The sequence below is a fragment of the Streptomyces sp. NPDC005492 genome (assembly GCF_040605995.1).
Classification (GTDB): Bacteria; Actinomycetota; Actinomycetes; order Streptomycetales; family Streptomycetaceae; genus Streptomyces.
Window position 1 is genome coordinate 76923 of sequence record NZ_JBEXDX010000029.1, and the last position, 26991, is coordinate 103913.

At 68.4% G+C, this 26991-nt stretch carries 24 protein-coding genes and 2 pseudogenes; 10 read left to right on the plus strand and 16 right to left on the minus strand.

Going from position 1 to position 26991, the window contains the following annotated elements; all coding sequences use genetic code 11:
- Positions 1–30 precede the first annotated feature (30 nt).
- Positions 31–1284, minus strand: a complete 1254-nt coding sequence (locus tag ABZT04_RS31185) for a YncE family protein (protein WP_356060321.1) — start codon at positions 1282–1284, stop codon at positions 31–33.
- A gap of 195 nt (positions 1285–1479) precedes the next feature.
- Here ABZT04_RS31185 and ABZT04_RS31190 point away from each other — a divergent pair.
- A pseudogene (locus ABZT04_RS31190) lies at positions 1480–1641 on the plus strand (TetR/AcrR family transcriptional regulator); the annotation flags it as partial.
- On the opposite strand, the gene ABZT04_RS31195 reads toward ABZT04_RS31190, so the two are convergent.
- Positions 1587–1796 (minus strand): alcohol dehydrogenase catalytic domain-containing protein, encoded by a 210-nt coding sequence (locus tag ABZT04_RS31195; RefSeq protein WP_356060348.1) that lies wholly within the window; start codon positions 1794–1796, stop codon positions 1587–1589. The pseudogene ABZT04_RS31190 and the gene ABZT04_RS31195 overlap by 55 nt on opposite strands.
- Positions 1762–2019 (minus strand): hypothetical protein, encoded by a 258-nt coding sequence (locus ABZT04_RS31200; protein ID WP_356060322.1) that lies wholly within the window; start codon positions 2017–2019, stop codon positions 1762–1764. The genes ABZT04_RS31195 and ABZT04_RS31200 overlap by 35 nt, the downstream gene beginning before the upstream one ends.
- A gap of 261 nt (positions 2020–2280) precedes the next feature.
- Here ABZT04_RS31200 and ABZT04_RS31205 point away from each other — a divergent pair, with 261 nt between their 5' ends.
- The 3 genes from ABZT04_RS31205 to ABZT04_RS31215 all read left to right on the plus strand — a co-directional run bounded on the left by ABZT04_RS31205 (position 2281) and on the right by ABZT04_RS31215 (position 7196).
- Positions 2281–3801: a hypothetical protein gene (locus ABZT04_RS31205; protein ID WP_356060323.1), complete on the plus strand. Its 1521-nt coding sequence runs from the start codon at positions 2281–2283 to the stop codon at positions 3799–3801.
- Positions 3802–5191: 1390 nt separating this feature from the next.
- The gene (locus ABZT04_RS31210; RefSeq protein WP_356060324.1) at positions 5192–6601 is read left to right on the plus strand and encodes a diacylglycerol kinase family protein; all 1410 of its coding nucleotides are present in this window, start codon (positions 5192–5194) and stop codon (positions 6599–6601) included.
- A complete protein-coding gene (locus ABZT04_RS31215; RefSeq protein WP_356060325.1) occupies positions 6594–7196 on the plus strand; it encodes a phosphatase PAP2 family protein in 603 nt (200 codons plus the stop codon). The genes ABZT04_RS31210 and ABZT04_RS31215 overlap by 8 nt, the downstream gene beginning before the upstream one ends.
- Positions 7197–7319: 123 nt before the next feature.
- On the opposite strand, the gene ABZT04_RS31220 is transcribed toward ABZT04_RS31215, so the two are convergent.
- From ABZT04_RS31220 to ABZT04_RS31230, 3 genes are read right to left on the minus strand one after another with little or no spacing between them, the layout of a single operon-like run.
- Positions 7320–7511 (minus strand): Hsp70 family protein, encoded by a 192-nt coding sequence (locus ABZT04_RS31220; RefSeq protein WP_356060326.1) that lies wholly within the window; start codon positions 7509–7511, stop codon positions 7320–7322.
- A gap of 41 nt (positions 7512–7552) precedes the next feature.
- Positions 7553–7696: a hypothetical protein gene (locus tag ABZT04_RS31225; RefSeq protein WP_356060349.1), complete on the minus strand. Its 144-nt coding sequence runs from the start codon at positions 7694–7696 to the stop codon at positions 7553–7555.
- Positions 7696–7818, minus strand: coding sequence for an Hsp70 family protein (locus ABZT04_RS31230; protein ID WP_356060327.1), 123 nt, complete (start codon positions 7816–7818; stop codon positions 7696–7698). The genes ABZT04_RS31225 and ABZT04_RS31230 overlap by 1 nt, the downstream gene beginning before the upstream one ends.
- 19 nt (positions 7819–7837) lie before the next feature.
- Between ABZT04_RS31230 and ABZT04_RS31235 the strand changes: the two are divergent.
- Positions 7838–7992: pseudogene (locus ABZT04_RS31235) on the plus strand (NADP-dependent oxidoreductase); the annotation flags it as partial.
- Between the two features lie 89 nt (positions 7993–8081).
- Here ABZT04_RS31235 and ABZT04_RS31240 read toward each other — a convergent pair.
- Positions 8082–9200, minus strand: a complete 1119-nt coding sequence (locus ABZT04_RS31240) for an acyl-CoA desaturase (RefSeq protein ID WP_356060328.1) — start codon at positions 9198–9200, stop codon at positions 8082–8084.
- Between the two features lie 7 nt (positions 9201–9207).
- The gene (locus ABZT04_RS31245) at positions 9208–10263 is read right to left on the minus strand and encodes a ferredoxin reductase (protein ID WP_356060329.1); all 1056 of its coding nucleotides are present in this window, start codon (positions 10261–10263) and stop codon (positions 9208–9210) included.
- 87 nt (positions 10264–10350) lie between these two features.
- Here ABZT04_RS31245 and ABZT04_RS31250 point away from each other — a divergent pair, with 87 nt between their 5' ends.
- The 3 genes from ABZT04_RS31250 (at position 10351) to ABZT04_RS31260 (ending at position 13286) form a co-directional block, all read left to right on the plus strand.
- On the plus strand, positions 10351–11490 hold the full coding sequence (locus tag ABZT04_RS31250; RefSeq protein ID WP_356060330.1) for a helix-turn-helix domain-containing protein: 1140 nt from the start codon (positions 10351–10353) through the stop codon (positions 11488–11490).
- Positions 11491–12018: 528 nt separating this feature from the next.
- Entirely contained in the window at positions 12019–12573 is a 555-nt protein-coding gene (locus tag ABZT04_RS31255; protein WP_356060331.1) for a SigE family RNA polymerase sigma factor, read from the plus strand.
- A gap of 32 nt (positions 12574–12605) precedes the next feature.
- On the plus strand, positions 12606–13286 hold the full coding sequence (locus tag ABZT04_RS31260; RefSeq protein ID WP_356060332.1) for a hypothetical protein: 681 nt from the start codon (positions 12606–12608) through the stop codon (positions 13284–13286).
- Between the two features lie 415 nt (positions 13287–13701).
- On the opposite strand, the gene ABZT04_RS31265 is transcribed toward ABZT04_RS31260, so the two are convergent.
- From ABZT04_RS31265 to ABZT04_RS31300, 8 genes are all read right to left on the minus strand, one after another.
- Complete coding sequence (locus ABZT04_RS31265; protein ID WP_356060333.1) at positions 13702–16050, minus strand: alpha-L-fucosidase; 2349 nt, start codon at positions 16048–16050, stop codon at positions 13702–13704.
- A gap of 856 nt (positions 16051–16906) precedes the next feature.
- The gene (locus ABZT04_RS31270; RefSeq protein WP_356060334.1) at positions 16907–17230 is read right to left on the minus strand and encodes a 2Fe-2S iron-sulfur cluster-binding protein; all 324 of its coding nucleotides are present in this window, start codon (positions 17228–17230) and stop codon (positions 16907–16909) included.
- 1 nt (position 17231) lies between these two features.
- Positions 17232–18473 carry an FAD-dependent oxidoreductase gene (locus ABZT04_RS31275; protein ID WP_356060335.1) on the minus strand — a complete coding sequence of 414 codons (1242 nt, stop codon included), beginning with the start codon at positions 18471–18473 and terminating at the stop codon, positions 17232–17234.
- Positions 18470–19759 carry a cytochrome P450 gene (locus ABZT04_RS31280; RefSeq protein ID WP_356060336.1) on the minus strand — a complete coding sequence of 430 codons (1290 nt, stop codon included), beginning with the start codon at positions 19757–19759 and terminating at the stop codon, positions 18470–18472. The genes ABZT04_RS31275 and ABZT04_RS31280 overlap by 4 nt, the downstream gene beginning before the upstream one ends.
- 165 nt (positions 19760–19924) lie before the next feature.
- Positions 19925–21196, minus strand: a complete 1272-nt coding sequence (locus ABZT04_RS31285) for an MFS transporter (RefSeq protein ID WP_356060337.1) — start codon at positions 21194–21196, stop codon at positions 19925–19927.
- 38 nt (positions 21197–21234) lie between these two features.
- A complete protein-coding gene (locus ABZT04_RS31290; RefSeq protein ID WP_356060350.1) occupies positions 21235–22413 on the minus strand; it encodes an amino acid deaminase/aldolase in 1179 nt (392 codons plus the stop codon).
- Positions 22414–22554: 141 nt separating this feature from the next.
- Entirely contained in the window at positions 22555–23421 is an 867-nt protein-coding gene (locus tag ABZT04_RS31295; RefSeq protein ID WP_356060338.1) for an SDR family NAD(P)-dependent oxidoreductase, read from the minus strand.
- Positions 23422–23496: 75 nt separating this feature from the next.
- Positions 23497–24468, minus strand: coding sequence for an SMP-30/gluconolactonase/LRE family protein (locus ABZT04_RS31300; protein WP_356060339.1), 972 nt, complete (start codon positions 24466–24468; stop codon positions 23497–23499).
- A gap of 131 nt (positions 24469–24599) precedes the next feature.
- Here ABZT04_RS31300 and ABZT04_RS31305 point away from each other — a divergent pair, with 131 nt between their 5' ends.
- Together ABZT04_RS31305 and ABZT04_RS31310 are read left to right on the plus strand one after the other, a co-directional pair.
- Complete coding sequence (locus ABZT04_RS31305; protein ID WP_356060340.1) at positions 24600–26141, plus strand: aldehyde dehydrogenase family protein; 1542 nt, start codon at positions 24600–24602, stop codon at positions 26139–26141.
- 38 nt (positions 26142–26179) lie between these two features.
- Positions 26180–26983, plus strand: a complete 804-nt coding sequence (locus ABZT04_RS31310; protein WP_356060341.1) for a class II aldolase/adducin family protein — start codon at positions 26180–26182, stop codon at positions 26981–26983.
- The last annotated feature ends 8 nt before the right edge of the window (positions 26984–26991 follow it).

A 26991-nucleotide genomic window follows, 5' to 3' on the forward strand; every position in this document is an offset into this window, starting at 1 on the left:
CCTGGCGCGTCCTGTCGTGCCGGGCGGTCGTCAGCTGCCGGTGCCGGTCCAGTTCGCCGCTACATGGCCGAGCCGGATCCGCTGCGGATGGTCGCCCACCGGCACGGAGAGGACCTTCTGTCCGGTGGCGAAATCGATCGCGGTGATCTGGTCGGCGCCGCTCTCGGAGATGACGCAGTCCTTGCCGTCGCCGCTGACCGTGGCCCAGTAGGGCTTGGAGGCGCTGACCAGGGGGCCCTCCTGGAGCGTGGCCCGGTCGACCACTGTCGCGTAGTCGTCCATCGTGCCGGCCACGCACAGCTTTGCCCCGTCCGGGCTCATCGAGAGGCCGTGGTGGCGCGAGTCGTTGACGAAAGTGGTGCGGTCGTCGCTGGTCGCCGGGTTCTTCGGCAGGGTCTTCGTCCGGGTGATCCGGTCCGAGGCGAGGTCGTACTCGAAGAAGCCGTTGAAGAACGAGACCTGGAAGTACAGCTTGGACTCGTCCGGCGAGAACACCGCCGGGCGCACGGCGTCCGAGTAGTCCGTGAGTCCGATGGCGTCCAGCCGCTGTCGCATGTCGATGATCTTGACTTGCTTGTAGGTGGTCGCGTCGACGACGGTGATGTGCCGGTCGCCCTTGGTGAAGTCCTGCCACGGGGCGTCCTGCGAGGTGTTCACGTCGCCGATCGCCATGTTGTAGATGTACTTGCCGTCTTTGGTGAAGATATTCTCGTGCGGCTTGTCGCCGGTCGTGAACGACCCGAGCTGCTTACCGGTGACGATGTCCAGGACGTGCACGGTGTTCGAGGTCGACGCCGAGACCGCGACCCGCTTCCCGTCGGGTGAGACGGCCATGTGGTCCGAACGGTAACCGGACACCGGGAAACGCCAGTTGATGTTCCCGGTGGCCAGGTCGATGGAGACGACGTCGGCGAAGCTCGGCCGCGAGACGACCACCGACGCGCCGTCCGGCGTGGTGTACATGTCGTCCGCGAACTGGTCGTGGCCCTCGCCGACCCCGTTGCGGATGGCCATGAAGTAGATCCACTTGATCGGGTCAGCGTTGATCTCCGCCATCCGGGCGGCCTTGTCGGGGATCACGTTGATCCGGCCGACCTTGGCGAAGTCACCGCTGGACTTGACGACGTCGGCGGTGCCCTCCCAGTTGTTGCCGACGAAGAGGACCTCGCGCAGGGCAGCGGCGGTCGAGGCGTCGGTGGCGGTGGCCGCGGTCGCCGGGGCGGCGACGGTCAGGATGAGGGCGGCGGCTACGGAGCAAAGGTGCCTCGATCTGAAGGCAGGCATGCTGCTCTCTCCTCTGGGTGGCTGAAGGCGTGGGGGCAGGGCGGAAGGGCCGCCCGAGACTGAACACCATTGCGTTCAGATTGACTTACTGGAAAGTAAGTTCGAGGCGCCCTACGCCACAAGACTCCGTGCACGACAAAATTGGCGGCGGGGGGCACGGGCCGACGAGGGAGGGGCCAGTGACGGGCAGGCCCCAGAGCGCCGACCGGCCGTTACGGCGGCAAGTCGGCCGAAAAGCGGCAGGCCGAGCGCCGGGGAAGATTCCTGGACGCGGCGCTGCGGCTGTTCGGCGGCGGGCCCGGCTACCGCGGGACCACGGTCGCGTCCCCCAGCGAGGCGGCCGGCCTGTCGACGCGCCCGTTCTTGTCGTGCCCGAGTGTGAACGGTGGACAGTGCGGCAGGATGGGCTTGAACTCCCCGTCCCGGATCTTCGAGTCCAGCGGGTTGACGCCGGCGGCGTGGACCCGGATCAGGACATCACTGCCGCCCAGCTGGGTTCGGTACCTCGGCAGCCCCCAGGCAGAATTCGGTGCTGCCCTTTCTGCTGGACACCTCGGTGGCGCCCAGGGTTACGGAGGTGTCCACCGCGGCGGCCAGATCCGCCACGGTCGGCTCGTCGGCCTCGATCAGCAGGATGTGGCACTGGGGGCAGGCGGCGGAGGCCATCTCCAGGTCGAACGCGGTCGGTGGCCCAGCCGTTGGCAGCCCCCGATATAGGCAGAGGACTGATGTCACCCCGCTGATTGGCTTGTGGAAACAACCGTTGCCCGTGGTGCACGCGGGCAGTGCGTAGGTCGTGCGGCAGACGGCCAGGGGGGCCTCCGCGGTCGGGTCGTCGTGGGCGCCGACCGAGGCGATGGTCCGGTCCTCGCCGCCGTCCGACGGCAGCCGGTAGGCGGGCGCAGGCGTGCTGCCCAGGATGTGCGGAGCGGCAGGCCCCGAGAACCGCCGCTGCTCCGTTGCCCGGCCGTGATCTGTGTGCGGCAGGGTGGCCGGATGAACGTCACCTGTTCCAGAGGCGGTTGGGCAACTGCACTGGCGGCCCTGGTCCTTGGCGCGCTGCTCGGCGGCTGTGATGCCGCGTCCGACGAACCGCGGCTGAAGCTGAACGCGCCGGCGGCTGTCTACGTCTCACTGGACGCGGCCCGGGCCCACAGTTCCGAGAACGATCTCAGCATCAGCCAGAAACTGACCGGCGACGGACCCGCCGACCTCTCGGTCACGTTCGACGTCCGGGACCTCGCCGGAGTCGCCGAGCTCAAGAAGGGCGCGGAACGGTGCCGGATCGCACGAATCAACCAGCCGGTCTTCGGCTGCACCATGCGCACGGACCAGCTGAACTCGGCGTCGCAGCTTTTCCACGTCGTGCCGGCCAAGGGCAGCAAGGCCGGCGACTCCGGCGTCGTGCGCTACACCGTGCGCGCACCGGGCGTCCCGGCTGTCACGGGCCGGACCACCGTCATCGTCGGCACCCCGGAACTGAAAGTCTCTCTGCAGCCGGAGCGTACGACCGTAGCTCCGGGCGGAACAGTCGGCGTCCGGGTAGTCGTACGCAACACCGGCGACGTGCCCGCGCGGGGTGTGGCCCTGCGGATGGAGGCGAAAGACGGGTTCTCCTTCGACAGCACCCACCACAACTGCCGTTACGACGGCGGTTCTGCCTGGTGCCCGCTATCGGACTCCGAAGCCGTGATCCCGCCCGGCGAGGCGTATGCACTCGACGCTCCCGAGCGGCTGCGGGCATCGGACGACGCGATGTACCCCGGTGTCAGTTACTCCGCCAGTGCCCTCGCGAAGGACTACGTCGCGCCGCCACAGGTTCTGGCGCGCTTCAGGTCAGGGTCGGGCCCCGACCTCCGGCTGGTCCCGGTCGCCGGGGCAGCCGATCCGGCGGGCCCCGACCTCCGCGTCGCCGTCTCCAATCACGCGGACCTGGCCGCCGTGGGGGCCACGGTCAAAGGTCCCGTCGGCAGCCGGCAGAAACTGCGGATCGGATTTCGTACGCACGGTCCGGGGTCCCCGCGCGACGCACCCGTCACGGTCGGCTTCACCGTGCCGGCGGGCACCACTGTCGTGGAGTCCCCCTACGATCCCTACCGGGACGAGGAAGTACTCGACCAGGACTGCCGGGCCCTGGGCTCCGACGGCGCCCCGCTGACCGGGTCGGCCAGCGACAAGCAGCCCTCCGCCCGCCGCTACGCGTGCACGGCTCCGGGCGGCAAGGCCGGTCAACTGACCCTCTTCCCCTTCACGTTGCGTATCGATCAGGACATGGCGAAGCGCGGCGGCCAGGTCACCGTGCGGGGAGTCGATGCGAAGCGCCCCAACCACGACGACCGGCACGGGAACGACACGGCCGGTGTCGCCGTACGCATCTGGCCGGGCCCAGGATGGGCCACGGCATCGTTCTACGCCACAGCGGCCGTCGCTCTCGTCCTGCTGCTCCTGGCCGCCGCCGGGCTCCGCCAACGTCGAAAGCGGCACCTGAGCGAGAGACTCGACCCACATCGAGAGTGACGTCGCGTCAGCAAGCTCCGGCATCGGTCGTAGCAGGTGCGGGAGGCGGGATCGTGCAGGACGGCGAACGCCGACAGGAACATCGCGCGTTTCAGCTGCCGGTTGCTGCCGCGTGGCACGTGTTCGCCACGGGTCGAATCGGCTGCGGGACTGGCCGTGAAGGTTCTTCAGGGTGAGACGGCGCCCGTCCCGGGTGCCGCTCTGTCGGCGATGTTTGCCACACGGTGGCGGCTCGACCCGATGGCTCTCGCTCTCCTGCGGCTGGACGACGCCCGGCTGCGCCAGAACGAGGCGATGCAGAACCCCGTCGCCAGAGAACGGCGCCGCGAGGAACTGGAGGCCATGGTCTCGTTCCTGGAGCAGCGCGTCACGGTCCCGGAGAGCGGGCGCGACCAGGGCAGGGAAGACACCCGCGCGGACGTGCAGCGCGAGCTTCTGACGCGTCCTCACCCAGTTCGTCACCGCCGGGGCAGCCGCGCGGTGCGCCCGGCCGGAGCAGCCCCTGCTGCACAGACGTTCCACCGTCGCAGCCTCAGTGCCGGCGTGCTGGCTCTGCCGTGGCTCCTGGTCGGTGAAGCCCGGGAAGATGGTTCGTCCATCTCATCGGGCTTGTGCAACTGCGTGGGTCAGGCGGTGGGGAGGTCGGCTTCGGTAGAGGCGAAGATCTGCTGCCGTCCCTCCACGTGGCCCTTGCCGCGGAGTGGCCGACGAGGAGTCCACTGCCCGCGCGACAGGTACAGGGCTGTGGGCAGTTGTCCGGTGTGAAGGCGATGCCAATGCTCGATGGATGGGGGGAGGGGGTGACGGCGAATCGAATGACTGGTCCGGTGACGACGGCTCGAAGGGCAGCGGTCCGCGCAGACTGCCTCGGGCCACGAGACCGTGACCAGACACCGGGGCGCGGAGATCTTCAACCCGCTTGCTCGATCTGACAGGGCGAATCGTCGGATCCGTTGGCTGACGCGATAGGCGCGACCCGGCTTGTAATCTTGATCCACTCTGCGATGCATGTCGTCGAGGCTCGGTCGGTCGTCGAGGGGCGTGAGGAGACGGGGTGGCGGACAGAGGCAACGGGGTCGGCACACGTCGGGTCCGCGGTGTCAGCAAAGACGGGGCCGCAGTTCGAAGGTCCCGTCGTTGAAGGGGTCAGGAATGCACCCCGGACACGCTGCGAGGGAGCCGCGTCGTGGACTTCGGCGGCCGGACGGGCGCGCAGCGGCACGCCACCAGGATCGGTTCTGCGGCGCGAGTCCGCGCTGCCGGCCGGGACGAAGCTGTCCACACACCGCCTACGGTGTGTGGACACCGACAGGGATCGCCGGTGGGAGGGACAGACGGATCGCCCGCCGCGACGTGGGCCGTCCGCTCCGGCCATGACGGGGAATCGACAGTGAACGAGACCGGAACGACGCGTGGGACGCAGCGCCATGGACCCGGCACGGCTCTCGGCCCGGCACGGGCTCTGGCCCGTCTGGCCCTGCTGTGCGTCGCGGGGGCTGTGGCCGCTGTGGTGGCCGGCACCGGCCATGGGTTCATCCTGCTGCTGGGCCTGGTCGGTCTCGGATTGGCCGGCGCGGGCTTGTGGTGGGCGTTGGCGCACCGCGGATTCGCCCGGCTCCTCGGTGCCCTGCTGGCGGTCGCCGCGCCCGTCGGTGTCCTGGTGCTGTACGCCGTGTCGGGCCTGTGGGTGGTCGCGGTAGCGGCCCTCGCGGCGTGGACGGCGGCGCTGGGCTGCGCGAGGGGTGCCCTGCGCCGTCTGCGCGAGCCGCACGGCATGCACACCCGCACGGTGCGTCCGCCTCGCCGGGCCGTGCTGATCATGAATCCGGGGTCGGGTGGCGGGAAGGTCGGGCGGTTCGGGCTCGTGGAGCGGGCCGAGGCACTGGGCGCGCGAGTGATCCTGCTCGACCTCGAGACGGATCCGGATCCGGCGGCGCTGGCCCGGCAGGCTGTTGCCGAGGGAGCGGACCTGCTGGGTGTGGCCGGCGGCGACGGCACCCAGGCCCTGGTGGCGGGAGTGGCCGCCGAACACGCTCTGCCGTTCATGGTCGTGACGGCCGGCACCCGCAACCACTTCGCCATGGACCTCGGTCTGGATCGGGACGATCCGGTGAGCAGCCTGGAGGCGCTCTCGGACGGTGTGGAACTCCGCGTCGACCTCGGGGACATCTCCGGCCGGCCGTTCGTGAACACCGCCTCGTTCGGTACGTACGCGCACATCGTGCAGAGCCCCGACTACCGCGACGCCAAAGCGGTCACCGCGCTCGACCGGCTGCCGGACTTGCTGGCGGGCGAGGCGGGTGCCGAACTCCGCGCCCGGACCGACGAAGAGCGGTTGGAGACCCCGCAGGCGGTGTTGGTCAGCAACAACCCCTACGCACGGGCCGACCCCCTGACCGGTGGCCGCAGAGAGCGGCTCGACACCGGTGAGTTGGGCGTGATCGCGGTCCGGGTCGGGGGCGCGGTACAGGCCGCCGAACTGGCGCTGCTGGGGGAGCGGGCCAGCGGTATCACGGTCCTGACGTCCCGTAGCGTCGTCGTGGAGTCCGACGAGGAGGCCATCCCGGTGGCCGTGGACGGTGAGGCACTCGTCCTGCCTGCGCCCGTCGTGTGCACGATACGGCCTGGCGTGCTGCGGGTGCGCGTGCCACGGGAACGTCCCGGAGCACCGTACGTCGCACCGGCCGTCGACTGGTACCGCGTCCTGCGCCTCGCCTTCGGCCTACCGCCCGACGGACGCGAGAGCCACGACCGGACAACCCCCTCATGCGAGAAGAACCAGGAGCAGAGCGATGATTGACCGTCGTCCTCGGCGACAACGAGCACCGCAGGGCCTGCTGCGCGATCTTGCCGCCCTCGACCAGGCGCTCTACGAGGCCGTGACAGTCACCAGCACACCCACGCTGGACCCGGCTCTGCGCCGGCTGTCCGCAGCGGCCGATCATTCCAAGATCTCTCTCGTGATCGCCGCAGCCCTGGCTCTGCGCCCGGGCCGCTCCCGCCGCGCCGCGGTGCTCGGCGTCGCGGCGGTCGGCTTGGCGTCCACCACGGCCAACTTGCTCGGCAAGCGTCTTGTTCGGCGGCCACGCCCGCACCGTGCCGAGGACTCGCCCTTCCCGGGTCGCCACGTCCCCATGCCGGCGTCCGCCTCGTTCCCCTCCGGCCACACGGCCTCCGCCGTCGCCTTCGCCGCGGCGGTTGGGCCCGCGTTCCCGGCCGTCACGGTCCCTCTGGGTCTGCTCGCCTGTGCTGTGGGCTACTCGCGCGTTCATACCGGGGTGCACTACCCGGGTGACGTTGTCGCCGGCGCCGTACTCGGAACGGGCGCGGCGGCCGCCGTCCTCGCGGCGGCCGCACACTGGGACGGCTCGGGCGCCGGCAGCGCCGATGCCTGACCCTGCGGCTCTTTGGCCCGGTAAAGGGTCTGATGTGCCAGTGCATGTCAGCCCCCGGCACCCGGATCGAAGCCGACCACGCGGTTCGGCACCGCACGGCCACCGCCGAGGCCGACGGAGTCGTCACCCTGCCCAGCGGCTACCGCTACACCAGGGCGGACAAGTCCAGTCGAAGCCGCCGAGATTGGGGTCTCCGTCGGTGGCGATCACCGTGTAGTCGCCGTCCTCGACGCGCATGACGGTGACGTCGAAGGTGCCGCCGCCCAGGTTGTAGACGGGCACGGTGCCGATCTCCGCAGCACCTTCGCAGTTCATCGCGGCGTCCTCCGTGAGGCGTTTGAGTAGCGGAGATTTCCTCAGGTCGTTACGGCGTACCGGACTCCGAGTGGTGGACGGGCTTGGATTCCCCCGTAGCGCTTGATGAACTGCACCACCTGGTCGGGAGCCGTGGCCGCGGACCGCTTCGCCTGGGAGCCGACGACGGTGTCGCCCTGGAACATCACCACGGACGGGGTGATGTTCTCGCCTTCCGGTTGCGGACGATGGATGGCCTTCCCGACCGTTCCGCGACCGCCACGGCGCAATACGTGGTCCCGAGGTCGATACCTACCGCCCGCGTCACCGCTCACTGCCTCTTGAAGTCATCCGGTGTCCTGCGCAATCTAGGAGCCGAGCCGGTCGCCTACGGTGACGGCCTGGCCATCCGGGTCCGAACCCTCGCCTGCACGGAACCGAGACAGTGCACGTCGCGAGGGAACTCGGCGTCCCGGACGGCCGCATCTGCACCGTGGCGGCCCACCGTCGGCAACGGATCTCGCCGAAACCGGTGGAGCTGCTGGTAGGGCCGACAGGAACCGAGCCGCCGTCGCCGTACCGCACCGGGAATCAGGCCGCGACGAGCTCCTGCTCGTGGTGCGGCGTCTTGACCGTGGGCTTCTTGTTCGGAAGTGAGAGCCGGAAGACCTTGTGCCACGCGGAGAACACCTGCTTGGGCAGTGGCCCGGTGACGTACGCCAGCTCGTACTTCTCGAACAGTGCGCGCACCTGCACCGCGACCTCGGCGTACCGGTTGCTCGGCAGGTCCGGGAACAGGTGGTGCTCGATCTGGTGCGACAGGTTGCCGGTCATGAAGTGCATGGCCTTGCTGCCGCTGATGTTCGCCGAGCCCATCATCTGGCGCAGGTACCACTGGCCGCGCGTCTCGCCCTTGATCGACCGGCGCTCGAAGACCTGCACGCCCTCGGGGAAGTGCCCGCACATGATCACCGAGTGGGTCCAGAGGTTGCGGACCAGGTTCGCGGTGAACGTGGCGGCGAGCGTGGGGAGGAACGACGGGCCCGACAGCAGCGGGTGGATCACGTAGTCCTTGAGCACCTGCTTGCGGATCTTGCGGCCCACGGCCTTGGCCCGCGCGCGGAACTCCGGGTTCTTGCGGCGGCGCTTTTGCAGGTTCTTTCCGAGCTCCAGGTCGTACGCCGCGATGCCGTACTCGAAGAAGCAGGCGTTGATGAAGTTCCACAGCGGCTGGCCGAGGTGGAACGGGTGCCACTTCTGGTCCTCGTCGACGCGCATGATGCCGTAGCCGAGGTCGTTGTCCTTGCCGATCACGTTGGTGTACGTGTGGTGCAGCTCGTTGTGCGAGTGCTTCCACTGGTCGGCCGGAGAGACGTGGTCCCACTCCCAGGTGGTGGAGTGGATCTTCGGGTCCCGCATCCAGTCCCACTGGCCGTGCAGGATGTTGTGGCCGATCTCCATGTTGTCCATGATCTTCGCCACGGACAGACCGGCAGTGCCGATCACCCACGCGGGCGGGAAGAGCGAGAACAACAGCACGCCCCTGCTGACCAGTTCGAGCTTGCGCTGCACCGAGATGACTTTGCGGATGTAGGCGGCGTCTTTCTCGCCGCGGCCGGCGATCACGTCGTCGCGGATCGCGTCCAGCTCGCGGCCGAGCTCCTCGATCTGCTCCGCGGTCAGGTGGGCGGTGGGGTCGATGGCGGTCAAGGTGTTCCTACCGTTCGATGTCGCAGGGGCCCGCCGCGGCGGACACGCAGGTCTGGATCAGGACGCCCGGCTCGGCCTCGGTGACCTCGCCGGTGCGCAGGTCGCGGACGGCGCCCGCCTTGAGTGGCGTGACACAACCGAAGCAGATGCCCATGCGGCACCCGGAGGGCATGAGCACGCCGGCCTCCTCGCCGACATCAAGCAACGGCGTGGCGCCGTCCGCGTCGGTGGTCTTGCCGGTGACGCTGAACGTGACCTCGCCGCCGTCGCCGGCGGCGACGATGCTGGGGCGGAAGCGCTCGGTGTGCAGGCGCTCCTGCACGCCGTGCTCGGTCCAGTGCTCTTCGGCGGCGTCGAGCAGGCCCGCGGGCCCGCAGGCCCAGGTCTCGCGCTCAGCCCAGTCGGGCACGAGTTCGTCGAGACGGGCGATGTCGAGCATGCCGTGTGTGTCGGTGTGCACCTCGATGAGCCGCAGCTTCTTGTCCGCGACCAGGTCGTGGAGTTCGTTGCGGAAGATCACGTCCTGCGGCTGTGGCGCGCAGTGGACCATGACGACGTCGTCGAACTCGCTGTCGCGCAGCATGCCCATCACGGGCGTGATACCGCTGCCGGCCGTCAAGTAGAGCACCTTGGCGGGCTTGGCCTGCGGGAGCACGAAGTCACCGGTCGCCTGGTCGAGCTGGATCAGCGTGCCCGGTCTGGCCCTGCGGACCAAGTGGTTGCTGACCTTGCCGTCCGGGATCGCCTTCACGGTGATCGTGACGCGGCCGTCCTGGCGGTCTGTCGGCGAGGTGAGGGAATAGGCACGCCACAGGCGCACCCCGTCGACATCGACGCCGATCCGCACGTACTGCCCGGCTGTGTGGCCGCGCCAGCCCCGTCCCGGTCTGATCACGATGGTCGCGGCGTCACCCGTCTCGGGGTGCACGGCCTCGATGCGCCCACGCAGGTCAGCGCCCGCGCGCAGTGGGCTGATCAGGTCGAGGTAGTCCGACGGCAGCAGTGGCGTCGTGACCATCTCCAGCAGTTTCCACGCCCTGGTGCGGAGGGCTGTACTCGTCATGACTCCAGCTTGCTGCGCCTCAAGGCGTAAAGTCCTGACCGCAGGACGTGAATCTGGTCGACTGAATTGTTCGCAGGGAACAAAAACGTGAGTCATGCAATCCAGAGGGCCAGCGAACTGGTCCTGGACGAGACGACGGTCACCGCACTTCGGGCCGCGCTGAAGACCACCGCCGACGAGGTCGTCCAGGCGATCATCGACGAGGTCCCTCCCTACGCCAACGCCCTTTCGGGCCACATGGGCGGCACCATCCGCCGAGCTGTTCGCACCGCCCTGGGGCACTACCTGGACCTCGCGAGCGGCAACGCCACAGGCGGCGACGCCGGTGACGCAGCCTACGAGCTGGGCCGCGGCGAGGTGCGCGACGGCCGTTCGATGGACGCCCTCCTCAGCGCCTACCGCGTCGGCGCCCGCGTGGCCTGGCGATGCCTGGCAGCGGGTGCCGTACCCGCAGGGCTGCCCGCCGCCGAGGTCGCCAAGTTCGCCGAGCTGACCTTCGCCTACATCGACGAGCTCTCCGCCGCGAGCGCCGCGGGCCACGCCGATGAACTGGCCGCCCGGGGTCGGGCCCATGAGCGCCACCTGGAACACCTGGCCCGCGACCTCCTCGCCGGCGCGAGCCCGGACGTGCTGCTGGCCTCTGCTCAACGGGCCGGGCGGCAGCCTCCGGTTTCGCTGACCGCGGTTCTGCTGCCCACCGCCGAGGCCCGGCCTGCCTACCGCACGCTCGACCCGAGCACCCTCGTCCTCGACGATCTGCCGGACGCCACCGGGGTGCTGCTCGTCCCCGATGCCGACCGATCACGTCTCTTGCGGCAGCTGATCGACCGCACCGCCGTGGTCGGCCCGGCTCGGCCATGGACTCGTGCGTCCGCCTCGTACGCGCGAGCCGTACGCGCGCGATCCCTCTCCTCCGATATCCGCGACACCGAGGACCACCTGCCCGAGCTGGTGCTGAGCGCCGACGCGGACGCGTTCGCAGACCTGCGTGCCCGAGCCCTCGCACCGTTGCGGACCTTGCCTGTCCCGACCGCACGGCGGCTGGAGGAGACGTTGCGGGCGTGGCTGCTGCACCAGGGCCGGAGGGAGGAGGTGGCGGCGGAGTTGTTCGTCCATCCCCAGACGGTCCGGTACCGGATGTCGCAGCTGCGGGAGCTGTTTCCGGATCTCGCATCGCCACACCGGGTCCTTGAACTGACCCTGGCGGTCGGACTTCGGGTCGGCTGAGGCGTACTTCGACCGTCCATGACTGCGTCCGCGAGCGGTTCAGGAATCGTGCCTCGTTCCCGGTGCCGGCAAGCCGGCTCCCACGGTCCTGCTGCGCCGCGGCGACAACGCCAGCTACAACGACCAACCCCTGGAGACCAAAGCCGCCACTACGCCCGCGAGAACGCCCTGGCCGCGATCCTGGCCCCCGACTTACCGCAGCAACCATCCCGCCCTGCGACGGGTTCATCGCTGACAACGACATCGAAGGCTACTTCCGTGAACCGGGCAGCGGCATGGGGCAGGCCGTCGAGATCGGCGGCGAGCCGTACGGCCGCCTGTGCCTGTGCATCTGGGACTCCCATACTGCTCGCGCGTACGAGTGTGATCGATGCCGTGCGCTGAGCCCCCCTCCAGGGCCAGGCCGGATGAACCGCCACGACACCCCGCTCGCGGAACCTCGCAGCATCGTGGTCGAGAAAGTCTGACCACCAAGGCAGTCGAACCCCCTTCGGCACCCGTCTTTACAGGATGACGAGGGAGGGCACATTGAATGCCGACGATGAACGCGAGTTTCGCGAGTTCGTGGCGGCGCGGTCGAGATCGCTGCTGCACACGGCCTACCTGCTGACCGGGGACTGGGAGCAGGGCCGTGACCTGCTCCAGGGTGCGCTGGCCTCCACCGCCCGGCGTTGGCCGAAGCTGCGCGACCGGCAGCAGCCGGAGAACTATGTGCGCCGGGCGATCTATCACGCCCACGTGGACCGCTTCCGACTGCTCAGCTGGGGCCGGGAGATGCTCACCGCCACCCTGCCGGACCAGCCGTCAGCGCAGGTCACCGACTGGGCTGACACTGTGGTCCAGCGGCAGGACATCATGGCTGCCCTGCGACGGTTGCCCAAGCGCCAGCGCGCCGTGATCGTGCTGCGTTACTTCGAGGACCGGCCGGACAACGAGATCGCAGCGATTCTGGGCGTTGCCCAAGGGACGGTTCGCAGTCAGACCCACAAGGCTCTCGCCTCCCTCCGCGCCACCTTGACCGAGGCAGGGCCGTCGGCCGCCTCTCCCTCTACCGCTTCCCAAGGAAGGGGCGTCATCGCATGAATGATTCGGCTGAACACCCGCTGCACGAAACGTTGCTGCACGATGTCCTGCAGGCCCATGTCCAGGACAGCGGCGCTGATGCCGCCGGTCGGTGTCTTGTCGGTCTGGCCGACGGCGCATTGCAGGTCGCCCGACGGCGTAAACGGCTGGCCCGCGTCGGGGCCGGCGTCGCCGCCGTCGCCGTGCTCGCCACCGCCGGAGCTGCCGTCGCGGACGGCGCAGCCCAGCACACGCACGTGGTTCAGCCCGCGGCGGAGGGTACGGAAAACACCAAGAAAGTGGCCCTCATCTCCATCCTGCCAGTCACTTCGTCCTCGGAGCATGCCTGCACCCACACCAACGGCGGCTACACCGTGCAGGCGAGTGCGACCCACCCGGCGTACTGCATCCAGGCCGACCGGGCCAGGGGTATGACCGACGTACGTGTCGCCTCCGCGCAGGCCGTCGAAAGCAGCAGTGACGGCACCTGGCAGGTTGAAGTAACCCTCAACTCCGCTGATCGGACCCGTTTTGCCGCCCTCACCGGCTCCATCGCCGAGGCCACGGCCCCGCGCAACGGGTTCGCCATCGTCATCGACGGCAAGTTGTGGGGCAACCCCTACGTGACCTCCTCGATCACCGGCGGTCGTTTCGAAATCGTCGGGCCTTTCGTCGGAGACCTGACCAGCGCCGCGGCCCACGACCTTGCCCTCCGGCTGGTGACCGACAAGTAGCCAGGTCCAGCCACAGGAGTGAAGCCCCTCTCCATGAGCCCCCTGAACCTCACCCTCCGTTCCACCCGGCCAGCACCGTCGTCGAGGTCGTCGGCGAACTCGACGACGCCACGGCCCGCGAGCTGCGGGAGCTGCTCACGCGTCTCCTCGATGTCTGCATTGGTAACTGAAGATTTCCTCCATGCGGTGCCAACCGTGTTCTGTCATCCAGTGATTCCGGAATCTGCACCGGCAGCTGAGGGCACAGAGAGAGCGAATCTGCCGGGCCGTGCAGAGGTCAGTCCTCCGGCCGACCGGGGTGGAGCGAAAGCGCGTGAAGGGAAACGGCGACTTCGAGGAGCACTGGGACACCACCTCACCCTCGAGTGGGAACACTTCTGCTCCACCCCGGTCGGCTCAGGGCGTCCGTCGGCTCTCAGGCGCGCCAGTGCACTTTGAACACCCACGCGTGCTGCCCCGTCTTGCGCGCGGCCTCGGGGACGTCGATCACCAGCGCCCCGTTGCTGAGGGTCCAGGTCAGGGGGCGGCCGTGGCCGAGCATCGTCACCTTGTCGCCGCTACGGATGGGGATCGGCGCTTCGACGGTGAGTTTGGCGCTCGGCTTGGCCAGGGAGTGGATGTAGAAGGCCTCGTCCGGGCGGACGGTGAACCGCAGGTCCTCGCCCAGTTCGGCCATCCGGGACCAGTACGTGGTGCCGTAGATCGCCTCTCCGTTGGTGCGCAGCCAGCGGCCCGTCTCGCGGAGCCGGGTCTGCATGATCTCGGGGATCGTGCCGTCGGCCCGGGGGCCGATGTCGAGAAGGAAGTTGCCGTTCTTCGACACGATGTCGACGAGGTTGTGCACGACTTCTTCGGTCGTCATGTAGCCGTCGTCGGGGGTTGCCTGGTTGTAGCCGTAGCTGAACGGGTCGAGGCCGCGGCTGGACTCCCACTTGGCGACGACGGTGTTGTCGTACGTCGTGTATTCGGGCGTGGTGAAGTCGTGGAAGGCGATCCCCGAACGGTCGTTGACGGTCACGTCGATCGGGCGGCGGCGGTTCTTGGCGTGGTTGAAGTACTCCGTCAGCACATGGAGGCTGTCGTTGGCGCCGCCGATGTCGCACCAGATGAGTGCGGGGTCGTAGCCGTGGATCAGTTCCAGCATCTGCGCGGCCTGATACTCCGTCACATAGTCCTTACCCGCGGTGTATCCGGTGTACGGCACGGGCTGAAGGGTGTACGGGTTGCGCGGGGCGTGGCCCATCCACGGGTTGTCCGGGTTGAACCACTCCGGCATGGAGAAGTAGAGCCCGCGGTGGAGTTCGGGCGTGTGGCGGCGTGACGCCTCGAAGAGTTCTTTGACCAGGTCCCTCTTGGGGCCCATCTTCACGGCGTTGCGGTCGGAGACCTTGGTGTCCCACAGTGCGAAGCCCTCGTGGTGCTTCGAGGTGAGCACGTGGTACTGGGCGCCCGCGTCCCTGAACAGTTCCACCCAGGCCCGCGGATCGAACTTCTCGGCGGTGAAACGCGGAATGAAGTCGTCGTACGCGAAGTCCTCGCCGTAGGTGTCCCGGTGGTAGGTGTACGTCGGGTTGTTCGGGTCCTGTATCTGATCCCAGTACCACTCGGCGTACTGCTTGCCGACCGGCGCCCAGGCGGGTACCGAGTAGACGCCCCAGTGGATGAAGATGCCGAACTTGGCGCTCTGGAACCAGTACGGAGCCTGGTGGCCGGCCAGGGAAGTCTCGGTGGGCTGGTAGTTTGCGACGCCGAGGGTCAACCGGCTTGTCCGCGAGTCGACTTGGCTTCCGCGTCCGGTGACGGTTACCGAGCCGTCCTGGGCCGTGCCCGGCGCGGTGCCGGCACGGTTGCGGATGCCTATGCGGATACGAGCCTGTTCGCCAGGGTCCAGGCGGCGGATCCGAGCGGCCTCGACGGTGCGTGCTCCCGGAACCTCGACGTGCACCGTCACGTCGTCCGCGGCCAGGATGGCGACCGTCCCCGCGTTGACGACGGTGGCTTCCACGCTCTGGGCGCCGGACGACTCCAGGAGCGAGTTCGTCGACCGGGCCTCGCGCACGGCCAGTGCGCGTCCCCGAGCGGCGGGTTGCAGGGACAGCGCGAACACATGGAGCGACGCCTTGTTGGCCTGTGCCGGGTTGGTTACCGGAAGGGTGATCGCTACTGCGTCGCGCTGCGGGTCGAGCCACAGCTCGGATGTGCCGATCCCTACGCGGTGTTCGTCCTTGGTGCCGTCCGGTCCGTAGCGGTAGGGCGCTGAAAGGGATCCGCCCGTGGCGTACCAGTCGGATCCGCCGAGGGTGGCGGCCGTGGTCGAGCCGTCCGCGTAGTGGATCGTGGCTTTGCCGGCGGCGTTGCCGTAACTGCCCGCTGTGAGGAAGAGGGCCGAGAGGTAGCGGCCCGTGGGCAGTTCGATGCGTTGTCCGAGTGCGACGACGTTGTTTTTCGCGCCGGTGTCCGAGGTCGGGAAGACGAAGGGCGTGCCGTCGACTTCGACACGGCCGGCGGGAAGTTCCTCGCCCGGGAAGGTGTAGCCCGAGCCGTCGAAGTCACCGCCGCGTGCGGAGGTGGTGTCGATGCCGTCGTTGTCGTAGAGGGAGTCGAGGGGGACAGGGACGGGGTCGGGGACGGCAGCCCACGGCCCGGCGTCTTCGGTGAGGGGTTCGGTGGCGTGTGCGGCGGTGGCTGAGGTGAGAGGAAAGGCTGCTACGGCGGCGACTCCGGCCGCAGTGCCAAGGACCTGACGTCTCGGATACGTACCCATGAGCGGCTCCAATTCATCGGATGTCTGATGATTGAGGGGAGTTGGGTCGCTGTCAATGGTGCGAACAGAGAGGGGAGTTGGAGAAATACATGGGATGAAAAGGAGGGTGGCTCGGCGGTGTGGGCCCTCCCTGATGTTGACGACCTGCCCTTCGCGGACTGGGTCACCCCACGCCTGACGACGATCCGCACACCCTCGCCGACATGACCGCGCTCGCCGCCCGGGGCGAAGCAGGGGCTTGAACAACCCCCGCGCCTCGTCCGGAACCGGCCGCTCGACAGTCCTCAGTCTTCGCCGTTACGGGTGGGACGCCCGACCGAAGGGGGGCTGGTGTTCTTTCCTCAACTGCCCATGGCGTGGCGGAACTTCGTGCGGACGCACGGGTCCGGGGCAGTCCGGGCCGGACGGAACACTGAGTCGGGGGGTGCGTGTGAGGCGACCTTGGTCCTGCCGCGGTGGCCCAACAGTCCGACCGCCATGCCTTCGGCACGCTCCGGGTCGTCGACGAGCCGCGGATCCCGGGACCGACGCCCTCGCGGTGCCCGGTTTCGACGTTCCGGAGGCGGCTCCGCTGGTCTCTCCCGCCATGACGACGGTGCGTCAGCCGGACACGGCCTTCGCCACCCCCGTCGACGAACCGGACGACACACCCAGTGAACGCGCCGACGGCCGCCGCGGCGGACTCACTTGCCGGTCGGCGAGATCGCCACCCGTATGCAGGTCGTCGGGCCCCATGTCACCCGCCACCTCAACAGCCTGGAAAGCAGGCGATCATCAAGCGCGCCCCGACCCCGGCGACCAAAGGGCCCGCCACCGGCTGGCCGAGCCACCCTGCCACTCGCGACGTGATCCGTCCCTAGAACTGGGTCTCTGGAATGTGTACTTCCATCCCGGCCATTTCGGCTGTCACGGGGACTTGGCAGGTGAGGCGGCTGTTGGAGGTGCGTGGCGCCGGTACCCCCTCGAGGATCATGTCCTCGTTTTCATCAGCCGGAGGGAGGACCGGCAGGAACTTCTCGTCGATGTAGGCGTGGCAGGTTCCGCAGGAAGCACAGCCGCCGCAGTCGCCGATGATGCCGGGCACGAGATGGTCAAGCGCTGCTTGCTTGAGGCTCTGGCCGACGGCGGCCTCCACGGGGTGTGTTGTTCCGTCGGCCTCGATGAACCTGATCACTGGCATGTCAGGCACGCCTTTCTACGGTGGACTGGTGTTGCTTCATCAATTCGGACAGGGGGACGTCTTCCGAGACGGCTTCACCTCGGGCCATGGCGGCCCGCGCCGTGACGAGCCGCCGACCGACCGCGAAATCCCGCGGCCGGTTGACAGCGTGCAGGCCGGTGATCACGCCGTCACGCAGATACACCACTGTGAAGGAGTGCGATGACGGGTCGCCGCGGACGACAGCTGTGTCGCCCGCCTGCGGGAGGCCGGCCATCTGGAGTTTGTGGTCGTACTGATCGGACCAGAACCAGGGCGCCGTAAAGCGTTCGGTCGACTTCCCGCACAGGGTCCGGGCCGCGATTCTGGCCTGGTCAGTGGCGTTCTGAACGGACTCGAGGCGCACGCTGCGGCCGAGGAAACCGTGCCACTGTCGTGTGCAGTCGCCCGCGGCGACGATGTCGGGGTCCTCGGTTCTGGTTGCGGCGTCGACCAGGACACCGTCGTCGACTGCCAGTCCCGCGGTGGCGGCGAGGGTGTCGTTCGGAGCGATCCCCACGCCGGTCAGGATCAGGTCGGCTCTGACCACGGTGTTGTCGCTGAGCTCCGCAAGGAGGGTTCCGTCGCGCCGGGCGACGCTGCGGACGGACGTGCCTGTGCGCAGGTCGACGCCGTGAGTGCGGTGTTCGCGTTCGACGAAGGCGGAGACGGCCGGTGAGCATGCTCGGGCCAGGACTCGCGATTGGGCTTCTACCAGCGTCACCGCGATCCCCATGTCAGTCGCGGCGGCCGCCGTCTCAAGGCCGATGAATCCGCCGCCGACGATCAGGATCGTGCCACCGGAGCGGAGTTCCTGCCGTAGCGAAAGCGCGTCGTCGAGGTGGTGCAGAGTCCTGCCCGTGATGTGGTCGGAGCCGAATCGGAGAGGACGCGGACTGCCACCGGTGGTGAGGGCCAACTTGTCGTAGCGCAGCTTGCGTCCGTCGGCCAGGGTGACGGATCGTGTCTGGCGGTCGATCCCGACCGCTGAAGTGTCGAGTTCGACCTCGATACCGGCGTTGGTGTAGGCGTCCACGGGGCGAGTCCGCAGTGCGTCCTGTTCGACCGTGCCGCGCAAGAACGCTTTGGACAGGGGCGGCCGCTGGTAGGGCAGGTGGCGTTCGGCCCCGACCAGGACGATGCGGTCGCCGAAGCCGGTCTGCCGGAGTGCCACGGCCAGTTCCGAGCCTGCCTGACCCGCGCCGACGATGACCACGGTGCTCACTTGTTCACCCGGCGGAGGGTGAGGGGGAGTGCCGTCATGTGCCGCATCAGCGAGTGAGGCACCCACGCGGGCTCGTCCCCGGCCAGCGCGATGTCGATATCGGGTGCGGTCAGCGCGGTCACGACGGTCTCGGTGAGCATCCGGGCCACGTTCCTGCCCGGACACAGGTGGCCGCCGCCACCGAAGGTCGTGCCGTGCAGGATCGGCCGGGTCAGCTGGTAACTGTCGGGGTCGGTGAACACCTCGGGGTCACGGTTTGCCGCGGCCCAGACCATGACGATGGGAGTACCGGCGGGGATGAGTACACCCTGGTGCTCGACGTCCTGCAAGGCCAGCCGCTGACTGACCATCAGCGGCGACTCCAGTCGGGTGCCCTCGAAGAACGCGTTGGCGACCAGTGCCTGGTCGGCCCGGACCTGTGCATGCGCCGCTTCATCGCTCACCAAGCGGTAGACGACGTTCACGATCGCCACGCCAACCGTGTGGAAGCCGTCGAAGAAGTTCGCGGCCACCAGCGTACCGATGTCCTCCGGCTCGCCCTCGAGGTCGATCGCGGCGAGGTCGGCCGCCATGCCGAGGAGCAACTCGTTGTCCTTCTTGGCCCAGGCTTGCCGGACCGCTTCCCCGACCACGTCCATGTAGGTCGCCACAGCGGAGAACATCCGCTGTGACTGCTCGGGGGAGCGGGAGAGCAGGAAGGTCAGGTTCATCTCCTCAATGAGGTCTTGGACGTGTGCCGCTTGGTCCCTGCTCAGGCCGAGTTGCTCGGCCCAGAAGCGGGTGACGAACCGTCCGGCGAACTCATGGGAGAAGTCGATCTGCTCCCGTCCTGCGCACTCTTTGACGAGTTCCTCTGCGAGACGCTGCGCGGCAGGGGCGAAACGCGTGATCTTCTTTGGCATCAGCTGCCGGACGAGGATGTTGCGGCTTGGCTGATGCAAGGGGGGATTGGACGTGAACACCTGATTCCGCAGGAACTGCCCGAAGCCTGCGGTCTGCTCCGGGTCCGGCTTCACCCCGGGCCCGGAGCCGAGATCCATCTCGGTCGCCATCCAGAACAGAACATCCGCCGGCATGTTGCCCACGGCCGGGTTCGCCGCCAGTGCCCTGACGTCCTTGTTGCGCAGGACGACGAGGCTGTTTTCCGGGCCCTTGAGAAGTCCTGTTCCCTCTCGGCGTATCAGCTCTCGGGCGGTCTCGACGAAGTCGCGCGAAAACTCGTCGAAAGCCATGAGGTCATCAAGCGCTGGAAGGTCTGTCATCGGCGTCGGCTGTCCGGAGTGCATATGTCTGTTACCACCTCTCGGTTGACCTGTCGGGGAAGGCTGGGTCAGTCACCCAGAACTCATTGCAGGTACTTGTTGGCGAAACGCCGGTTCGGTCCAGGCGTCCGCGTAGGTGCCACGTCCTCTTGCTTCCCCGGTGAGATCGGCGTGGGGCCTTTGGAGCGTCTAGCGGACGGAACGGATGCGGTACACAAGGAGCGCTCCGACGGCTGCGGCCGCGCCTACGAGGGCGAACAGGAGCGGGTAGCCGCGATCTGAACTGATGACCACGCCGGCGATCAACGGAGCGAGTGCCGGGGGAACGATCGAGCCGATGTTCATGATGCCGAGGTCCTTGGCCCGGCTCTCGGCATCGGGGAGAACTTGAGTGATCAAGGCCTGGTCGACGGCCATGTACGCACCGAAGCCGCCACCCATGAGAGCGGATGCCACCATCATGACGGTGAGGCTTGGGGCGCTCGCCAGCAGGAAGCCGGAAGCCGCCTGGAGCAGCGCCGCCAGGGCGACGAAGATCCGTCGTCGACCGAGGCGGTCGGACAGCACACCGGCGGCCGTCGTGGCCACAAGGCCGGCGAGAAGATAAAGCACGGTGCAGGCCAGCAGGCTGCCGTCCGGATTGGAGACCTTGAGGCCGTCGGTGAGGAAGTAGAGCGTGTAACACGTGCCCAGCGAGTTCGCCAGGTTCACCAGGAGCCGTCCGCCGAAGGCCCAGGCGAATTCCCGGTTCCTGAGCGAGCTGCCTATGGACGCGATCAGTTCTCGGATGCTGAGCGGCGTCGCGACATTGAAGGCAATGTCGCGATGAGCAGTCAGGAACGGCACTATGCAGACGATCAACAGGGCCGCGATGACTGCGAATCCGGACATGGGAGACAGCCCGAAGGCCGACACGAGGGCGATGCCGACGACCACGCCGAGGGCCTGGGGACCGTAGATGGCGCTGGAGATCATGCCTCGCTGGTTTTCGGGAACCCGGTCGGCGATGACGGCGGTGAGCCCGGCGGTGGCTGCACTGAGCCCGATCATGCTGGCAGCCCACGCCACCACCACACCGGTTACGGTCGTCTGTGCGCCGGTGACGATTAGCCCGACGGCGAAGGCCATCGCGCCTGCTGCGAGCCAGAGTCTGCGTCGGCCGAAGGAGCTGCGGGAACGGTCGCACAGGGCGCCGCACAGGGGCAGGGCGATGAGCGCGACCAGCCCGGAGACACCGTTGACCACGGCGAAGTCGTAGACCTTGGAGGACGGGTCGATCGTCTCCAGTTGCTGAGGGAGCAGAAGCTGGAGAGGGACGAGATTCGCCATCCAGAAGCCGAACCAGACCAGGCCGTACAGGGTGGTCCAGCGACGTGTGACGGATTCGGCCGGTCCATGGGCGATGGCCTGGCCGACGGAGCCCGCAAGGGCTGGAGCGGGAGAGTCGGAGTCGGGGAGCATCGGGCCTCCGGGAGACTGGGCCGCGGATGGGGGAGTGGTCAGAGGAAGGCGTGTCCTTCGCCCCGGTAGGTGAGGACCTGGCCGACGTGTTCGCTTCCGGACACCAGGTGGAGGGTGTTCACCCGCTCGCACAGTTCGCCGGCTTTGGCGTGCCGGAACCACACGTGGTCCCCGAGGCGCAGTCCGTGCGCTGCCGTGCCGAGTACCGGCGTCTGCACCTCTCCCGCGCCTTCCAGGGGGTTCATCCGCAGGCCCTGGGGCCAGGCCAGGGTGGGCTGACGGTCATGACCGGTCGGTCCGGAGGCGACCCAGCCGCCCCCGAGCACGGTGGCGATCTTGTCGGTCGGCCGGCGTACGACCGACATGACGAAGTAGGCGGCAGGCCGCGGACGGAAACGCCGGTAGAAGTCGAACAGGCCCGGTCCGTACAGGCCTGATCCGGCGCCGATCTCGGTGATGACGTGCTCGGACGCGGTCTGCTCGATGGAGCCGGTGCCGCCGCCGTTGACGAACTCCAGCGGTGCGACGGCCTCGACGGCGGCGATGGCTGCGGCGCGCCGGGCGGCCAGTTCGCGGGCGGAGAAGCGCTGCATGGCGCGGAGCGCTGCCCGCTTGAGCGGGGAGCCGGACTGGTTGTCGCCGAGGCCGGCGATCTGGCCCTCGTAGGACATCACTCCGGCCAGGCGGAAGCCTGGGCGGCCCTCGGTCTCCCGGGCCAGCGCCGCGGCCTGTCGTGGGGAGTGGACGGGGGAGCGGTACGGGCCCAGGTGGATGCGGCCGCCGGCCAGTTCCAGCGCGGCGTCCAGGTCGATACACACGCGCAGGTCGGGCCGGGAAGCGCCCACCACACTGTCGATGAAGTCCAGTTGGCCGACGGAGTCGATCACGAGGGTGATGCGGGCGGCTGCACGCTCGTCCTTCGCGAGCCGCTGCAGCGCGGCGCGGTCGGCGGTCGGATAGCCGATGACCACGTCCTCGTGGTCTTCTGCCAACCACAGGGCCTCGGGCAGAGTGAAGGCGAGGATGCCGTGGTAGCCCTCCCGCTGGGCGGCACGCTGGATCAACTCGCGGCTGCGGACCGACTTGCTGGCCACGCGGATGGTGGCGAGCCCGCCCGTCCGGCGCGTCAGATCCTCGGCGTTGGCGTCGAAAGCGTCCAGGTCCACCACGGCGAACGGCGGATCCAAGTGCTCGGTGGCCCGGTTGAGTTGGGCCATCCGGACCTCGCTCAGGCCGGCGAGGGCAGAGGCGGCCGATTTCACGTCCGGCCGGGATTCCACATGTGCGCTCACATCCGCACCCTTTCTTGGTAGTTCACGTTGACCGGCCTGGTCAGCGGCGGCCGGAGACAGCAAGGGTCAGAGGGTGGACCGGTCCGAAGGCCGTGCCGTGCCGGGCTGGTGGGTACCCGCCTTGGCGATGAGGCGGTCCCGGTGTCGCCTGCCCCTGGCCTCGGCGAGCGGAATCACCCGCCTCATCAGGCGGGGGAAGACACCGGCGATCCGCTGGACCCGACCGCCCAGCGGCGGGAACACCACCTCGACCGGCTTGGACACGATCGCGTCGACGACGGTCTTGGCGATCTCCTCGGGTGCGTACGACTTCTCGGCGAAGGAGATGGCGCAAGCGGGGTCGGCCATCTCCTGGTCGAGCATGCCGGTGCGCGTGGACGGAGGGTGGATGATCGTGAAGTCCAGGGGCCCGTCGCGTTCCTCCAGGGCCACGCTGTGGTGGAAGGCCCGCATCCCGTACTTCGAGCCGCAGTAGGTGGCGTATCCGGGGAGCGGGAGGAATGCCGTCATGCTGCAGACGGTGATGATGTGGCCGCGGCCCTGTGCGGTCATCCGTTCGATCGCCGTGCAGGTGCCCGTGATGGTGCCGAGCAGGTTGACCTCGACGATGTCGCGGTGCTGCCGGGGACTGAGGTCTCGCGCGTGGCCCGTGTGAGTGATGCCCGCGTTGTTGACCAGAACATCGACGGCACCGAACGCGGCCCCCGCCGCTTCGAAGGCCTTGGCCCAGGCTGCCGGATCGCGGATGTCCAGTACGCAGCCGGCGGCCCGGCTGCCCAGGCTGAGCACGCGGGTTTGCACGGCCTGCTCGTTGACATCGGTCAGCATCACACGATGACCGCGTGCGACCGCCAGCTCAGCGATCGCGGCGCCGATGCCGGAGGCCGCGCCGGTGACGAGAAGGACCCGGCTGTTTTGAGGCGTTTCACTCATGGCCACAGAGTCTCCTGGTCGTCTGTCCAAGTCAACTGTCCGATATGAAATCGGCCCTGGTTGTTACCGAGGGATTCACAGGCGAAACATCTCGATGCGACCGCTGTTCAGCTCGGCGGCGCGCACGGGATCGTCGGTCGGAACGGTCGCCGCGAACAGGGTGCGCCCGTCGAGCCCTGCGACCAGGCAGCTCAGGGTGTTCTGGCTGGTCGCGACGCGATCGAGGACGCGGCCGCCCTCGGCCACGCGCACGCATTCGCCGCGCAGGGCGTTCGCGATCCACATCGTTGCCCCGTCGCTGTGCCAGGCGATGCCGTCGGGGGCGATCGGCGAGGCGGAGCGCTTGGCGATGGCCGGGTGGTCCAGGAGTGCCGAGACACGCCGGGTGATCCTGCCGAGCAGTCCCGGGTGGTTCACCGCACGCCACAGGAACGGTGAGATCAGCGGGGCCCAGGGTCGGGGCCCGCCCAGAGTGCCGTCCGGGAGCACGGGGAAGGCGGAGAGTCGCATGGCGAGGGTTTCGGCCGCGACCATGGTGGCGCCGTCGGCCGTGAGGACACATCCGTTGGGGAAGAGCACCGGTTCCGTCACGCCCAGCAAGGTCCCGTCCGGGGCCAGGCATGCGATCGGCGTTTTCGGTGGCCCGGGCGGGGCGTAGAGCATGGCGTTCGCGTGCTCGCGGGCGAACGCGTGGTAATCGAAGCCGAAGTTGCCGACGTACGCGCGTCCCAGCGGATCGACGAGCATGTCGTTGACCGGGCCGCCGACAAGGTGCCGCAGATCCGCGTGCTCGACGAGGTCGCCGTCTGCTTCCAGCCGGTACACGACGCCTCCGTCCATGGAAGCGACGAGCATGCGCCCGTCCGGAAGCCAGCCGAGCCCGCCGGCCCGGCCGGGGACCTTGAGCACCGTCTCGGCTTCTCCGCTGCCGTCCCAACGGTGCACCGTGCCGTGCGCGAGATCGGAGAACCACAGGGCTCCCTGATGCCAGCGCAGGGACTCGGGAACACCGAAGCCGCTCAATGCGACCGACGTCGTCCGCTTCATTCCAGCTGCTCCTCGGTGACGGTTGCCCTTGCGTCCCTAAATGTTGGACGCTTGTACAAGACACTTGACTTGTACGGGTGACCGTCTCATTCTGGGCGAACCGAAGTCAACGTTCCGGCAGGAGGATTTCCGTGGCTCAGACTCGATCGCTCAGCCCAGGTGGCGCCCGGGTGGACGCACCCATAGCAGTGGACAATCCGGCCACCGGAGAAGTCGTCGGCCGCGTCACGGACGCGTCGGCGGAAGAAGTGGCGCAGGCGGTCGCACGAGCCCGGCGGGCGCAGCCGGGTTGGGCGGAACTGAGCTCCCGCAGTCGTGCGGAATTCTTCGCGCGTGGCCGTCAGTGGCTGCTGTCCCACCGACAGGAGATCACGGACTCCATCGTCGCGGAGAACGGCAAGGCGGAAGAGGACGCGATCGTGGAGATCGTCTACTGCGTCAACGCCTTCGCTTACTGGGCCAAGCGCGCGCGGCACCACCTCGCCGAGACGAAGATCCGCTCACTCTCGCCGTTCGTGCTCGGGCGCAGCATGTACACCCGTCGCGTACCGCTCGGCGTCGTCGGCGTCATCGGTCCGTGGAACAACCCGTTGATCAACTCCTTCGGTGACGCGATCCCCGCCCTGGCCGCAGGCAACGCGGTCGTCCTCAAGCCCTCCGAGTACACGCCGCTGACCGCGCTGCTCATGGAGAGAATGACCCGTGAGTGCGGCTGGCCCCAGGACGTGTTCCAGGTCGTGACCGGCGCCGGCGCCACCGGCCAGGCTCTGGTCGACGCCGCCGACTTCGTGATGTTCACCGGATCGACGAAGACCGGGCGAGCCGTCGCGGCGCGGGCGGGCGAGCGGCTCATCCCCTGCTCGCTCGAGCTCGGCGGCAAGGACGCCCTGGTCGTGCTGGCCGACGCCTCCCTGGAACGAGCCGTGAACGTCACCCTGCACGGTGCCCTGTGCAACGGAGGCCAGATGTGCACGTCCGTGGAGCGGGTCTATGTGGAGGAGCCCCTCTACGACGCGTTCGTCGCCAGGCTGCGCGAACGGTTCCGGGAGGTCACCTCAGGCAGGCCGGCGGGGCTGGGCAGCGCCGACGTGGGCGCCATGACCTTCCCGCCCCAGATGGCGATCATTGAGGACCATGTCGAGGACGCCGTGAGCCGAGGGGCACGCGTACTCGCGGGAGGCCACGCAGCACCGGGCCCCGGCCGGTTCTTCGAACCCACCCTGCTCGTGGATGTCGACCACACCATGAAATGCATGCGTGAGGAGACCTTTGGCCCCACGCTGCCCGTCATGAAGGTCGCAAGCGCAGAAGAGGCCGTCCGGCTCGTCAACGACAGCACCTACGGCCTGCAGGCCACCATCATCAGCTCCAGCATGAAGCGCGCCCGGCACCTCGCGGAGCAGCTCGAGGCCGGCTGCGTCACCATCAACGACGCCCAGACCAACTACATGGCCCTCGGCCTGCCCATGGGCGGCTGGAAGGACTCAGGCCTCGGTGTCCGGCACGGCGCCGAAGGAATCCGCAAGTACACCCGGCTCCAAGCCGTCAGCGTGAACCGGTTCCCGATGCGCCGCGACCTTCACATGCTTCCGTTCGACCCCTCGGCCTACCGGTCCATCCTGCGCCTGGTGGATGTCATGTACGGCAACCGCCTGCGCCGCCGGAACAAGTGACCGTGCGATCGACCACGCGACAACGAAAGGCCAGCCCGATGACCACGACACCCGCCCCGCACGCGTCTGTCGGCGCCATGCCCGAAGGCGTCACCCTGCCGATGCCCCAGCAGCACCTGAGCGTCGAGGAAGAGCGTCAGGTCCGCAAGCAGGAACTCGCCGCCGCCTTCCGCCTGTTCGCCCGGTTCGGATTCTCCGAAGGCGTGGCCGGACACATCACGGCCCGTGACCCGGAGAACTCGTCGGCCTTCTGGGTCAATCCCTTCGGCATGTCGTTCAGCCAGATACGCGTCTCCGACCTCATCCTCGTCGACCACGACGGCAAACTCCTGGAAGGCAAGCGGCCGGTCAACACCGCCGCCTTCTGTATCCACTCCGAAGTGCACCGGGCCAGGCCCGACGTGGTCGCGGCCGCGCACACCCACTCCGTGCACGGCAAGGCCTTCTCCAGCCTCGGCGTCCCGCTGGACCCGATCACCCAGGACGCCTGTGCCTTCTTCGAGGACCACGGCATCTACTCGGACTACCGCGGGGTCGTCAACGACACGGAGGAAGGCCGGAAGATCGGTGTGGCCCTGGGCGACGCCAAGGCGGTCATCCTGCAAAACCACGGACTGCTCACGGTCGGGGCCTCCGTGGCCGAGGCGGCCTGGTACTTCATCACCATGGAACGCTCATGCCAGGCCCAGCTACTGGCCATGGCCGCCGGCGAGCCGCTGCTCATCGACTCCGAGACGGCACGGATGGTGCGGGGGCAGATCACCGGCGCCCTGCCGGGCTGGTTCCAGTTCCGCCCGCTGTGGGACCAGATCACCGCGGAACAGCCCGACTTGTTCGACTGACGCGACAC

Coding starts and splice junctions, on each gene's coding strand:
- ABZT04_RS31290 (WP_356060350.1), bottom strand. CDS start 22,413: ATGGCCCAACTCAACCGGGCCACCGAGCACTTGGATCCGCCGTTCGCC.
- ABZT04_RS31270 (WP_356060334.1), bottom strand. CDS start 17,230: ATGCCAGTGATCAGGTTCATCGAGGCCGACGGAACAACACACCCCGTG.
- ABZT04_RS31265 (WP_356060333.1), bottom strand. CDS start 16,050: ATGGGTACGTATCCGAGACGTCAGGTCCTTGGCACTGCGGCCGGAGTC.
- ABZT04_RS31245 (WP_356060329.1), bottom strand. CDS start 10,263: ATGACGAGTACAGCCCTCCGCACCAGGGCGTGGAAACTGCTGGAGATG.
- ABZT04_RS31295 (WP_356060338.1), bottom strand. CDS start 23,421: ATGAGTGAAACGCCTCAAAACAGCCGGGTCCTTCTCGTCACCGGCGCG.
- ABZT04_RS31280 (WP_356060336.1), bottom strand. CDS start 19,759: ATGCACTCCGGACAGCCGACGCCGATGACAGACCTTCCAGCGCTTGAT.
- ABZT04_RS31205 (WP_356060323.1), top strand. CDS start 2,281: ATGAACGTCACCTGTTCCAGAGGCGGTTGGGCAACTGCACTGGCGGCC.
- ABZT04_RS31285 (WP_356060337.1), bottom strand. CDS start 21,196: ATGCTCCCCGACTCCGACTCTCCCGCTCCAGCCCTTGCGGGCTCCGTC.
- ABZT04_RS31185 (WP_356060321.1), bottom strand. CDS start 1,284: ATGCCTGCCTTCAGATCGAGGCACCTTTGCTCCGTAGCCGCCGCCCTC.
- ABZT04_RS31215 (WP_356060325.1), top strand. CDS start 6,594: ATGATTGACCGTCGTCCTCGGCGACAACGAGCACCGCAGGGCCTGCTG.
- ABZT04_RS31225 (WP_356060349.1), bottom strand. CDS start 7,696: ATGTTCCAGGGCGACACCGTCGTCGGCTCCCAGGCGAAGCGGTCCGCG.
- ABZT04_RS31310 (WP_356060341.1), top strand. CDS start 26,180: ATGACCACGACACCCGCCCCGCACGCGTCTGTCGGCGCCATGCCCGAA.
- ABZT04_RS31300 (WP_356060339.1), bottom strand. CDS start 24,468: ATGAAGCGGACGACGTCGGTCGCATTGAGCGGCTTCGGTGTTCCCGAG.
- ABZT04_RS31220 (WP_356060326.1), bottom strand. CDS start 7,511: ATGAACTGCGAAGGTGCTGCGGAGATCGGCACCGTGCCCGTCTACAAC.